An 11,844-nucleotide genomic window follows, 5' to 3' on the forward strand; every position below is an offset into this window, starting at 1 on the left:
ACCCCGTCCGGAAGAATCCGGACGGGGTACTTTTTTGTGATTATTGGTGGCTACGAAGCGCGGGGTGCGGAGTACATTTCCTCGATGACTGCGTCGAAGTCCTTCATGACTTGTGCACGCTTGACCTTGAGGGATGGCGTCAGATGACCGGAGGCTTCAGTAAAGTCCGCAGGGACAATCCTGAAGGACTTGATGGCCTCCGCCTGGGACACGGTCTGGTTGGCCTTGCTGATGAGCTCCTGGACTGCAGCCTTGACCACGGCATGGTCCGTGGCCTCGGCAAGCGTTGTGCTGGCGGGCAGTCCGTGGCGGTCCAGCCAGCCCGGAAGCGCTTCTTCGTCCAGCGTGACCAGGGCGCCGATAAACGGACGGTTATCGCCCACCACCAGCACCTGGGAAACCAACGCATCCGCGCGGATCTGGTCCTCCAACAGGGCAGGAACCACATTCTTTCCGCCTGCGGTGACGATGATTTCCTTCTTGCGGCCAGTGATCTTGAGGAATCCGTTGCTGTCGAGTTCGCCGATATCCCCCGTGCGGAACCATCCGTCAACGAACGTTTCGTCTGTGAGGTCTTCCCGCTTGTAGTAGCCACGCATGACGCAGACACCCTTGGCGAGGATTTCTCCGTCGTCGGCAATCTTGACTGAGTTTCCCGGAAGGGGGGCGCCTACCGTGCCGATCCTGATCATGGACGGGGTGTTCACGGTAATGGGCGCTGTGGTCTCTGTCAGGCCATAGCCCTCCAGAATCTGCAGGCCAATGCCTTGGAAGAAGTGGCCCAGGCGTTCGCCCAACGGACCGCCTCCGGAGACGGCATGGGCAACATGGCCGCCCATGGCCGCACGGAGCTTCCCGTAGACAAGTTTGTCGAACACGGCATGCTTGAGCTTGAGGCCAAGCCCCAGGGAACCGGACTCGCGTGCCTTGGAGTAGGCGATCGCAGTGTCCACTGCCCGGTGGAAAATGGCGCCCTTGCCGCCGTCCTCAGCCTTGGTCAGTGCAGAGTTGTACACCTTCTCGAAGACCCGGGGTACGGCCAGAATGAACGTCGGCTGGAAGCTCTGGAGGTCGGCCAACAGATGCTTGATATCCGGGGTGTGTGCCACCTTGACGCCGCCGGCCACGGCCAGCACGGAAATGAAGCGTGCGAAAACGTGCGCCAGGGGGAGGAACATGATGGTCTTGCCGGACTCGTTGATGATCTCAGGCAAGGATGCGCGGGCGTTTTCGGAGAGTTCCACGAAGTTGCCGTGGGTCAGTTCGCAGCCTTTGGGCCTGCCCGTGGTGCCGGAGGTGTAGATGATTGTGGCGAGATCCTTCAGGCCGGCCGAGGAACGGCGGGACTCGAGCTCGTCGTCGGGGACACCGGCGCCTGCTGCCCGCAGGGCGTCCAGTCCGGCGCCCTCAAGCTGCCAGACGTTGGCAACTGACGTGATGTCCTCTGCGGCGACAGCCTGCCGAATCACGTCTTCGTGGTGCGCTGCTTCGCCGAAGGCGGCCACAGCACCTGAGTCACCCAGGTTCCATGCCACCTGGGAAGGCGACGACGTTTCGTAGATCGGGACGGAGACGGCTCCGGCAAACCAGATGGCAAAGTCCACAAGGGACCATTCGTACCGCGTGCGGGACATGATGCCCACGCGGTCGCCGGCGGCAACACCACTGGCAATGAGGCCCTTCGCCAAGGCCCTCACGTCCTCGAGGAAGTCCTTGGCACGGATGTCCTGCCACTGCCCATTTCCGTCCAGCTTGGAGAAAAGCGCAGGGTTGGATGCTTTTTCTGCCTCTCGGATCACGAGGTCCGTGATGTTGGTTTCCGGGGCGATGTTGACGAGGGGAGGAACACTGATTTCACGCACGGTAGCTCCTTTGATATCCACGGGCCACGAGGGGCTGCTTCCACTCTAGTATGCCCGCTCGCGGAGGTGTGTTCTATTTCACCTACTGGCGAGTAACTTTACGGATCCACCGTCATTTCAAGCAACTCGGCTCCATCCGTGCCGTCCGATGCGGGTGCTGCTCCGCCCTGCGGAATAGGATGATGGGATGCCTGCACTACGGTCCAGTTCCCTGGTCAGAACCAAGCCACCGGCCTCTGCCTGGAAGGAGGTCCCGTGGGCTGCCCGCCGCAGCCATTTGGGCCGCAGGGGCCTGGCAATAGGGATCGACATCGGCGGCACCAAAGTGGCCGCCGGTGTGGTGGATGCCGACGGGCGGGTCCTCGCCGAGGCCCGCAGGTCCACACCCGGTGCCGACCCCAGGGCTGTCGAGCAGACCATCGTGGAACTCGTGGACGAGCTGAGCGCAGGACACCGCATCGCATCGGTAGGGATTGGTGCCGCAGGATGGATGGACCTCGACGGCGGCACGGTCCTGTTCAGCCCACACCTTGCCTGGCGTAACGAGCCCCTGAGGGAGAGCCTGCAGAAGTTACTGAGGCGTCCCGTGCTGCTCACCAATGACGCCGATGCCGCGGCCTGGGCGGAGTGGCGCTTTGGCGCAGGACAGGGTGAAAGCCGCCTGGTCTGCATCACACTGGGCACGGGCATAGGCGGCGCCATGGTCATGGATGGCCGGGTGGAGCGGGGACGCTTTGGCGTCGCCGGGGAGTTCGGGCACCAGATCATCTTTCCCGGTGGACACCGTTGCGAATGCGGTAACCGCGGGTGCTGGGAGCAGTACGCCTCCGGCAATGCGCTGGGGCGTGAAGCCCGGCAGTTGGTGCGGACCAATTCCCCGGCTGGCCGCGCTTTGCTGGAGAAGGCAGGCGGGACCGCGGAGAACCTGTCCGGGGCGGCCGTGACCTCGCTGGCGCTTGCGGGAGATGCCACCTCCCGTGAACTCCTTGCCGACCAAGGTGACTGGTTGGGGCTGGGGTTGGCCAACCTCGCAGCGGCGTTGGACCCTGGAATGTTCGTGATCGGCGGGGGCCTGTGTGATGCGGGGGAGTTGCTCGCCGCACCAGCACGGGAGTCGTTCGCCAAGAACCTGACGGGCAGGGGGTTCCGCCCCATGGCGAGGATAGAACTCGCGGCCTTGGGCCCGCGAGCCGGCATGATCGGCGCCGCCGACCTTTCACGGGTCAGCGGCCGGGCGCGCAGCTGAGTTTTCCTTGCCAAACGGGGCGCCGGCACCTAGATGCGTGCGCCGTCGTCGTCCTCATTCTTTTCCTGCGGAAGCCGCATGATGAGGTACACCACGGATGCGACGAAAGCGGCCACAATGCCCAGAATTGCCGTCAACGGCGCGGACCGCCAAAACATGGCGGTGAAGAGGAGCGCGAGTGGTCCACCGACAGCGCCCACCCACGCGAGCATGATCAGCGGCTCAGTTCCCGCCAGGCTTGGTGGCTCTTCGGGGACGAACGTGTGGTCCTCGTCCTCGACGTCGAAGTCACGCGGACCGACAGGCCGGCCAGCGGCTTCGGCGTCCGCAGGGACTGCCGCCGCATCACCAACCGGTTCCCGGGCCGGGGCGGACAACCCCAGTGGATCGAAATCCTTGAAGGTCCTGCCGGGCTCTGCCTGCAAATGTCCGGCTTCACCGTCCGGGTCCTTGTCGGCGTCCTGCGGCAGCTCCCTTTCCGGGGCCGACTGTGTGGCCTCCAGCCTGGCCACCAGATCCAGCCACACGGCGTCGTCGTCCTTGTTGGCGCTTTGATCAGCGGAATTGGGATCAGGCCTGTTCATGGGCTGTGTCCTTTTCGGGAGAAAGCCCGTGCCCGGCCAAGGCCGCTACGGTCTTTTGAATGAAGTCGACAGTCCCGGAAAAAATCTCGGGCGCGTCATTGTCAAGGGTGGCCACGTGGCGGCTGTTGTGGAGGTATCTGACATCCACCGGTGCCTGGACCCTGGAACGGAGGAACTCCAGGCTCGCGTTCGAGATGACGTTGTCCACCGTGGACTTGTAGACCCGAACCGGTGAGCTGATGCGCGGCAGGATGGCCGCTGTGTCCTTGTACATCTTCTTGAGTTGGTGAGCTGCCGCAACGGGTGTGCGGGCGTAGGCACCTTCATCCTGGTCGGGCTTGAGGATGTCGTTGGCGATGGCCGGAGTGGTCCTCACCACATACTTGAGGGCAGCGACGATGACGGCCCGGGGATCGTCGAGGACCAGCCCGGGGTTAACCACCACCGTCCCGGCAACAGGACGCGTGGCTGCTATCCGCAACGCCAAGGTTCCGCCCATGGACAGCCCGGCAGAGAAAACGTAATCACACTCGGAAGCCAGCTCAAGGTAAGCATCATCCACCGCGCGGTGCCACTCCCTCCACGAGCGGGTGGCCATGTCCTGCCAGGAGGTGCCGTGACCGGGTAGCAGCGGTAGCCTGACGGCATAGCCTGCCTCGGCAAGGTGTTGGGCCCACGGCCTGACACTGTGCGGGCTACCAGTGAACCCGTGGGACATGACAACACCGACGCGCGGCCCGGCACCCGTCCAGCTGCTGTGGAACGGCGAAAAGTCGGGGAACATTTTCATGATGACTCTGAGGCTACTCTGTCCCCGGCATGCTGGCGGAAAAAGCCGGCTGATTCTTCAAAAATGGTGGGTGCATCCACATCCAGGGTGGCTACGTGCCCGCTGTGCGGAAGCGCCACTACTTTCAGGCGGGAAGAGCCGATTGACTTACTGATAGTGGCCACAGAGCTCGGAGGGATGACGTCGTCAACCGAGGATTTGAAGACCAGGGCCGGAGCCTCAACGTGCGGGAGGCCCCGGGTAGCAGCGCGGAAGAGTTTCTTGAGTTCGTGGACAGACTTCAGCGGTGTCTTGGAGTAGTCTCCGTCCTCGGTTGTTACCGGCGCGGGAGTGTCCTCCACTATGGGGGTGGTGGTGCGCATGACGTACTTCAGCGCTCCGACATACCTCACGCGGCGGTCATAGAAGCTCAGCCCCGGGTTCACCAGGACCAGCCCGGGAACTTCATGGCGGGAGGCCACCCGCAGAGCCACGGCTCCGCCCATGGACAGGCCTGCCACAAAACACGTTTCGGTGTTCGCCGCCAGGTCCAGGTAGCTCCTCTCGAAGGTCCGGTACCAGTCCTGCCACCTTGTAGTGGCGAGGTCCTGCCAGCTGGTGCCGTGTCCGGGGAGCAGGGGCACGGACACCGCAAAGCCCTGCTTTGCGAGATACTCGGCCCAGGGGAGGACGCTGAGGGGGCTTCCGGTGAAGCCGTGGCAGATGGCCACTCCTATGGATGCGTTGGCTCCGTGTCCGGCATGGTGGAATGCGAGCGGCGCGGCGGGTATAAGGCGTTCCGTCATGCGTCCATCGTGTCACTGTTCCTGACAAATCTCACTGGAGTAGGGTTGCTGTTGAGTGCCGACCGGGTTGCCCGGGTGCATGCCAACCAATCGGCCGTGAGAGGACAAACGTGTTCTATTGGGTCATGAAGAGGATCTTTCTCGGTCCCATTCTCAAGCTCCTGTTCCGCCCCTGGGTGAAGGGGCTGGACAACGTTCCTGAAAGCGGAGCCGCCATTTTGGCCTCCAATCATTTGTCCTTCTCGGATTCCATTTTCCTGCCGCTGATGGTCCATCGCCCTGTGATCTTCCTGGCCAAGTCCGAGTACTTCACAGGTAAAGGTCTCAAGGGACGGCTCACTGCACTGTTCTTCAGGCTGAGCAACCAACTGCCGATGGACCGGTCCGGCGGCGCGGCATCGGAGATGTCACTGCAGGCGGGCAAAGACGTCCTGAACTCGGGGGGCCTGCTGGGGATTTATCCGGAAGGCACCCGGAGCCCGGATGCCCGGCTCTACCGCGGCAAAGTAGGCGTGGCCAAGCTTGCGCTGCAAACCCGTGTTCCCGTGGTGCCCGTGGCCATGATCGGGACGGAGAAGGTCCAGCCTATCGGCAAGCGACTGCCGAACATCCGCAGGATCGGCCTTATTTTCGGGCAGCCTTTGGACTTCAGCCGCTACTACGGGATGGAAGACGACCGCCTGATCCAAAGGGCAGTGACCGACGAAATCATGTACGAGTTGATGCGGCTCTCCGGCCAGGAATATGTTGACGAGTACGCAGCAGTGGTCAAGGCCCAGTTGGCCGGCAAAGGCCCCGAGCCCGTCCATAAGATCGAGGTTGCTGAAGACGCCACAGCAGACATTGCAGAGGACAGGGACGAACCCCGGAGTGACGGGAACGGACCAGCGGAGAAACTGTGACGTAAGCGGCAGCATCGGTTACGGCTGCAGTCCCGCAACCTTGCCGCAGGCTACTACTCTTGAAGGGTGACTGAGCTAACCGCGAACACCGCACCCTCCGCAGCAGATCCTCTCGCCAGCACCGCCCAGAGCGGGGCAGCAAACTATCCCGGGCTCGACGCTTGGCGGGACCTGCCAATTTCCCAGCAGCCCACGTGGTCGAACTCTGATGTCTTCAAGGCTTCGGTCAAGGAACTCTCCGTCGTGCCGCCCCTGGTCTTCGCCGGTGAAGTGGACGTCCTGAGGGAGCGCCTCGCCGCTGCTGCCCAGGGTAAGGCCTTCCTCCTGCAGGGCGGCGACTGCGCTGAAACCTTCGAGGCCGCAACAGCGGACAAGATCAGCGCCCGGGTCAAAACGATCCTCCAGATGGCAGTGGTCCTCACCTACGGCGCTGCCATGCCCGTCATCAAGATGGGGCGGATGGCCGGCCAGTTCGCGAAGCCACGCTCCTCCAACGACGAGACCCGCGACGGCGTGACGCTTCCCGCTTACCGCGGCGACATCGTGAACGGCTACGATTTCACGCCGGAATCCCGTGCTCATGACGCCGGCCGGATGCTCCAGGCGTACCACACGTCCGCATCCACACTGAACCTTATCCGGGCCTTCACCCAGGGCGGCTTCGCGGATCTCCGCCTGGTTCACCAGTGGAACAAGGGGTTCACCGAAAACCCGGCACACGCGCGCTACGAATCGCTGGCGCGGGACATCGACCGTGCCATTAGTTTCATGGACTCCTGCGGCGCTGACTTCGAGGCACTCAAGCGCGTGGAGTTCTTTGCCAGCCACGAAGCACTGCTGCTTGACTACGAGCGCGCACTGACACGCATCGATTCGCGGACCGGCTTGCCCTACGACACCTCCGCGCACTTCCTGTGGATCGGCGAGCGGACCCGTGAACTGGACCATGCCCACGTTGATTTCCTGTCCCGCGTGCGGAACCCCATCGGCGTCAAGCTCGGCCCCACTACCAGCGGCGACGACGCCCTGCGCCTGATCGACAAACTGGACCCCAACCGCGAACCTGGCCGTCTCACTTTCATTACCCGCATGGGCGCCGGCAACATCCGCGAAAAGCTGCCGGCCGTCGTCGAGCGCGTCACTGCATCCGGTGCGCAGGTGCTGTGGGTGACCGACCCGATGCACGGCAACACGGTCACGTCGCCGAACGGCTACAAGACGCGGAACTTCGATGACGTCATTGACGAAGTACGTGGATTCTTCGAGGTCCACCACGCCCTGGGCACGGTCCCGGGCGGACTTCACGTTGAAATGACCGGCGATGACGTTGCTGAGTGCTTGGGTGGTGCTGACCCGATCGACCAGGATGCCTTCCTGGACCGTTACGAGTCAGTGTGCGATCCCCGCCTGAATCACATGCAGTCCCTTGAGATGGCCTTCCTGGTAGCCGGAGCCCTCTCCAAGAGGTAGAGATACAACAAAGCGCGGTCCGGATTCCCGGACCGCGCTTTGTTGTCGTTGAAATGATCCGGATCCGATTGCTAGACGACAGTCAGTGTGACCACTGAGTCTTCCGGTATCTCGGTATTCACCGGGTTCTGGTCCCGGACGGTGCCGAAAAAGCCACCCAAAACCTTGTTGACCTGAACTTTGAAACCGAGCTTCTTCAGTTCCTTTTCGGCCTCGTCGGCTTGCTTGCCGATGAAACTGGGGACCTTCACCAACTTGGGTCCCTTGGACACAGTGAGTGTCACCGCTTCGCCCCGGACAAGTGTGCCGTTCGCCGGTACTTGGGAGACAACGGCACCCTTGGGGACAGTCTTGTCGTTGACGGTCTCCGGAGCGATCACAGCTGTCAGACCGGCGTCTTGGAGGGCCTTGACGGCTGCGTCCTGCGCCAGTCCGCGCACATCGGGAACGGGGATGGGTTGGGGTCCTTTGGAGACCACCAGCGACACCGGCGTGCCATGCCTGACTTCAGTGCCTTTGGCCGGATCCTGGGAGATCACGACGCCGGCAGGAACCTTTTCGTCGAAAGCCTGCGTGACGTTGCCGAGAGCCATTTCGGCTGCGTTGAGCGCTGTTTTTGCCTCATCCAGGCTGCCGCCGGTCAAAGTTGGCAGGGCGAAAAGCTGGGCACCCTTGGAGACGAAGAGCGTGATGGGTTGAAACTTGCGAACCTCGGCGCCGGACTCCGGCTCGGTCCCAACGGCCAGCCCTGCCAGGATGTCGTCGTCAAAAACGTCTTTAGGCTCAGACTGGAAGCCGGCGGTGCGGAGAAGCTGCTGCGCTTCCGCAACGGTCTTGTTTTTGACGTCGGGCACGGTCCCCGGCGATCCGGGTCCCATTCCGAAGAACCAACCTGCCGATGCCGCAAGCGTTGCAAGGATGACGATCACGATGGTCCAGATGATGCCACGGCGTCGGGGATTGCCCTCGCGTAGCGGGCGACTTGGCGTGGCTGCGGCTCGGGCGCGGTCTTTGATCTCTTGTCGTTCGAGTCTCTTCAGCTCCCGCTTGCCGGGCTGGCGCACGACCTCATGGTTGACTGCACCAACAGCGGCGGTTTGCGGTCTGCCCGAACCAGCTGCCGCCATGATGGTGGTGGGGTTGCTCTGGTGGGAGATCATTTCCGTGGGTGAGGCCGTGGCAGGGATGGCCTCTGTGGGGTTCCCGCCCGGGCCGCCAAGAGCTGCGGCGGACGTCGCTGCCGCAGGGGAGCCAGGGGGTTGGGACGGCGCTTGCCTGCGGTCCAGGTCTTCGTCAGTCAGCGTGGTGCGGATGTGGCGGAGTTCGGTCAGCAAAGCAGTGCCGTCGACGGGCCTGTTCTCCGCATCTACCGCGGTGCACCACTGCACCAGCTCATCCAGGTCCTCTGCGAGGCCGGGAGCGGCGTCCGAGGGGCGTCCCACCGCTGCATTGACGTGCTGGTAAGCAACTTGGATGGGGGAGTCTCCCGCGTAGGGCTGTTTGCCCGTCAGCATCTCGTAGAGCATGATGCCGGCCGAGTAGATGTCGCTGCGGGCATCCGCAGGCTGGCCAAGCACCAGTTCGGGAGCTAAATAAGCCACTGTGCCAATGAGGGCGCCGGTGCTGGTGTTGGCCGAGATGGCCCGGGCCAATCCAAAATCGCCCACCTTGATGCGTCCGTCGTCCGCAATGAGGACGTTCTCCGGCTTGACGTCACGGTGGATCAGGCCTGAGCGGTGGGCGGCGGCCAAGCCCTCAATGACAGGATCGATCAGCGCCAGGGCAAGGCGTGGCGGCAAGGCACCCTGTTCGTTCAGGGTGTCACGAAGGGTGTGCCCCTTGACGTATTCCATGACCAGATAGGCGATGGGGCCGTCCTCGCCTTGGTCGAGCACGCCAACGATGTGCGGGTGCGAGAGACTCGCGGCCGCCTTTGCTTCACGGCTCAGGCGCTCCAGGAAGGTGGGATCGTTGGCCAGATGCGGGTGCAGGACTTTGAGGGCCACGTCGCGCTCCAAACGCTGGTCCGTGGCAAGGTAAACAGTGGACATTCCGCCACTCGCAAGGCGGGAACGAACCGTGTATCGGCCGTCCACGGTGGTCCCGATGAGGTGGTCCTGCGTTGGTTCTTGCACCATACGATCCTAAACGAGGCAGGGAAGGGGCCCGAATCCGTGCAGGATCCGGGCCCCTTCAGAGGTGCAGTTGAGGGCCTAGCCAAAGGTGCGCTGGCGGGCCTTGATCGATTCGACGTACCGCTTGGTGTCGTCGTACATGCCGTACTTGCTGACCGAGTACTGGCCCTGGTAGTAGCCGGCAATCGCCGTGTCCAGGTCCTTGCTGGTAGCAATGAGGGTCCGAATGATAGCGACACCTGCCGTGGCGTTATCGTACGGGTCCAGGAGATTGAGCTTCCTGCCCACCAAGTCGGACGCCCACTGGCCTGAAGAAGGAATAACCTGCATGGTGCCGATGGCATTGGCGGGCGAGACTGCCCGCTGGTCAAAGCCCGATTCTTGTTCGGCGAAGGCCAAAGCCAAGGACGGGCTGACGCCCATGCGCCGAGCTGTGTCAGCCACGATGCTCTTCATTTCGGCCCGGCTGGGCACCGGTGAAGCGTTGAGCAAGGCCTTGTTCTCGTTGGCCGAACTGACAACTGCAGGCGGATATGTGAAGCCCAGGAAAGTGCTGGGGACCAGTGGCTTGGTATCGCCCACAGGCTGAAGGCCGGCACCGGGAATGGTGAGCTTCTGGCCGGGATAGATGACAGTGGTGGCTGTCACGTTGTTGTTGGCGGCCATCAACGCAGCAAGGGAAACTCCGTGGCGGGAAGCGATGGAACTGAGGGTGTCGCCTGCCTTGATGGTGTAGGAACCTGTGCCGGCCAGTGGTGCGGGAGCAGGTGCAGGTGCCGGTGCTGTTGGTGCTGATGGGGCGGATCCGCCACTGACCTTGATCTTCTGTCCGGGATAGATGATGGAGCTTCCGTTGAGCCCGTTCCAGCTGAAAATGCTGGACAGCGCTACCCCATGTTTGGCTGCGATGGCGCCCAGGGTATCCCCGGGAACCACGGTGTAGATCTTTGCGGTGCCGGGGGCACTGGGCGTGGTGGGTGCGGCCGGAGCCGGCTGCGAGGGCGCTGCTGCGGCTGTGCCCGTGAGCTTGATGGTCTGTCCCGGGTAGATCAGCGTGGTGGGAGAGAGCTTGTTCAGCTGAAGAACTGCCGCAGTGTCCAGGTTGAAGCGGCGCGCGATGGCGCTGATGGTATCGCCGCGGACCACCGTGTAGCTGTCCGGGACGGACGGGGCCATGGGCCTCAGCGCTGCAGGGATCGTGGCTGCGACCGCCTGTGCGGGAATGACGGAGCCCACGTTGACCGGCTGGGCTTTCATGGCCGCCGCGAGTGTTGCGGGGATTTTTCGAGCTTGCGGTGCCGGTGTTGCCATGGACGGTTGGGCCAAAGCAAGCGAGGACAAAACCACGGCGGGAAGCGCGGCCGTGGTTGCCGCGATTACCGGCATGCTCATGGTTCGTTTCGGCGAACGGGGCGTCGTCATGAAATTTGTCCTCATCTCGAACAGCGGGAGTGATTGTTGACGCTGTTGTCAGTGTTACCAGTGGTGCTGATGTTATCAATGATGCAAATGTGATCAGTGTGAATCTCTCATACTTAGTCGATCCACACAACAATTCCTGTCAAACCGGGCAAAAGACCACAATTGATGCGCAGGAAATCGCTACTGAAGAGCGGTCTGCGGGAACCGGCGGGGGACTCCGGCTAGGCGCCGGGCGGGGCGGCGTGGCAACCTTGATCCGTGAGTAATGTAGAAAGCCTTGTTTCCGACTGGCTGCCGCTGCCGGATGTTGCCGAAATGTTGGAAGTTTCCATCACCAAAGTCCACGGACTTCTGGATGAGCGTGCGCTTGTCGCCATCAGGCGGGGAGAACGGAACATCCGCTCAATCCCGGCCCTTTTTGTCCAGGACGGGCATGTTGTAGACAGCTTGAAGGGAACCATTGCGGTTCTCAGCGACGCCGGCTACAACGACGAAGAACTGATCATCTGGCTTTTCACCGCGGATGAGTCTTTGCGCGGGCGCCCCATAGACGCACTTCGCGAGGGGCGTAAGACAGAGATCAGGCGTCGCGCCCAGTCTTTGGCCTGGTAACTGCCCCTCCTCTAACTGGGACGCCTCAGCAGGAGA

General features: G+C 62.7%; 10 protein-coding genes. 4 read left to right on the plus strand and 6 right to left on the minus strand.

Features of this window, described 5'->3' with window-relative positions; translation table 11 throughout:
• Positions 1-50 precede the first annotated feature (50 nt).
• On the minus strand, positions 51-1,862 hold the full coding sequence (locus AC1RJY_RS22495; RefSeq protein ID WP_043470017.1) for an AMP-dependent synthetase/ligase: 1,812 nt from the start codon (positions 1,860-1,862) through the stop codon (positions 51-53).
• A 187-nt stretch (positions 1,863-2,049) separates the two neighbouring features.
• Between AC1RJY_RS22495 and AC1RJY_RS22500 the strand changes: the two genes are divergently transcribed.
• Positions 2,050-3,108, plus strand: a complete 1,059-nt coding sequence (locus AC1RJY_RS22500) for an ROK family protein (protein ID WP_011774395.1) — start codon at positions 2,050-2,052, stop codon at positions 3,106-3,108.
• A 29-nt stretch (positions 3,109-3,137) separates the two neighbouring features.
• Here AC1RJY_RS22500 and AC1RJY_RS22505 read toward each other — a convergent pair whose 3' ends face one another.
• The 3 genes from AC1RJY_RS22505 to AC1RJY_RS22515 are packed head-to-tail and all read right to left on the minus strand — an operon-like array spanning position 3,138 to position 5,267.
• Complete coding sequence (locus AC1RJY_RS22505) at positions 3,138-3,692, minus strand: hypothetical protein (RefSeq protein WP_498603576.1); 555 nt, start codon at positions 3,690-3,692, stop codon at positions 3,138-3,140.
• Positions 3,679-4,482 carry an alpha/beta hydrolase gene (locus AC1RJY_RS22510; RefSeq protein ID WP_498603578.1) on the minus strand — a complete coding sequence of 268 codons (804 nt, stop codon included), beginning with the start codon at positions 4,480-4,482 and terminating at the stop codon, positions 3,679-3,681. The genes AC1RJY_RS22505 and AC1RJY_RS22510 overlap by 14 nt, the downstream gene beginning before the upstream one ends.
• Positions 4,479-5,267: an alpha/beta hydrolase gene (locus tag AC1RJY_RS22515; protein WP_210064219.1), complete on the minus strand. Its 789-nt coding sequence runs from the start codon at positions 5,265-5,267 to the stop codon at positions 4,479-4,481. The genes AC1RJY_RS22510 and AC1RJY_RS22515 overlap by 4 nt, the downstream gene beginning before the upstream one ends.
• Before the next feature lie 110 nt (positions 5,268-5,377).
• Here AC1RJY_RS22515 and AC1RJY_RS22520 point away from each other — a divergent pair, with 110 nt between their 5' ends.
• A complete protein-coding gene (locus AC1RJY_RS22520; RefSeq protein WP_210064218.1) occupies positions 5,378-6,169 on the plus strand; it encodes a lysophospholipid acyltransferase family protein in 792 nt (263 codons plus the stop codon).
• 66 nt (positions 6,170-6,235) lie between these two features.
• Positions 6,236-7,639: a class II 3-deoxy-7-phosphoheptulonate synthase gene (locus AC1RJY_RS22525; RefSeq protein ID WP_011774399.1), complete on the plus strand. Its 1,404-nt coding sequence runs from the start codon at positions 6,236-6,238 to the stop codon at positions 7,637-7,639.
• A 71-nt stretch (positions 7,640-7,710) separates the two neighbouring features.
• Here the strand turns inward: AC1RJY_RS22525 and pknB are convergent, their stop codons facing one another.
• Positions 7,711-9,777 carry a Stk1 family PASTA domain-containing Ser/Thr kinase gene (gene pknB, locus AC1RJY_RS22530; protein WP_210064217.1) on the minus strand — a complete coding sequence of 689 codons (2,067 nt, stop codon included), beginning with the start codon at positions 9,775-9,777 and terminating at the stop codon, positions 7,711-7,713.
• A 75-nt stretch (positions 9,778-9,852) separates the two neighbouring features.
• Positions 9,853-11,196: a LysM peptidoglycan-binding domain-containing protein gene (locus AC1RJY_RS22535; RefSeq protein ID WP_014921360.1), complete on the minus strand. Its 1,344-nt coding sequence runs from the start codon at positions 11,194-11,196 to the stop codon at positions 9,853-9,855.
• Between the two features lie 258 nt (positions 11,197-11,454).
• Here AC1RJY_RS22535 and AC1RJY_RS22540 point away from each other — a divergent pair, with 258 nt between their 5' ends.
• A complete protein-coding gene (locus tag AC1RJY_RS22540; protein WP_011774402.1) occupies positions 11,455-11,808 on the plus strand; it encodes an Rv2175c family DNA-binding protein in 354 nt (117 codons plus the stop codon).
• Positions 11,809-11,844 lie beyond the last annotated feature (36 nt).

The sequence above is a fragment of the Arthrobacter sp. GW822-FHT05G07 genome (assembly GCF_058799755.1).

Coding starts and splice junctions, on each gene's coding strand:
- AC1RJY_RS22500 (WP_011774395.1), top strand. CDS start 2,050: ATGCCTGCACTACGGTCCAGTTCCCTGGTCAGAACCAAGCCACCGGCC.
- AC1RJY_RS22505 (WP_498603576.1), bottom strand. CDS start 3,692: ATGAACAGGCCTGATCCCAATTCCGCTGATCAAAGCGCCAACAAGGAC.
- AC1RJY_RS22510 (WP_498603578.1), bottom strand. CDS start 4,482: ATGAAAATGTTCCCCGACTTTTCGCCGTTCCACAGCAGCTGGACGGGT.
- AC1RJY_RS22515 (WP_210064219.1), bottom strand. CDS start 5,267: ATGACGGAACGCCTTATACCCGCCGCGCCGCTCGCATTCCACCATGCC.
- pknB (WP_210064217.1), bottom strand. CDS start 9,777: ATGGTGCAAGAACCAACGCAGGACCACCTCATCGGGACCACCGTGGAC.
- AC1RJY_RS22535 (WP_014921360.1), bottom strand. CDS start 11,196: ATGACGACGCCCCGTTCGCCGAAACGAACCATGAGCATGCCGGTAATC.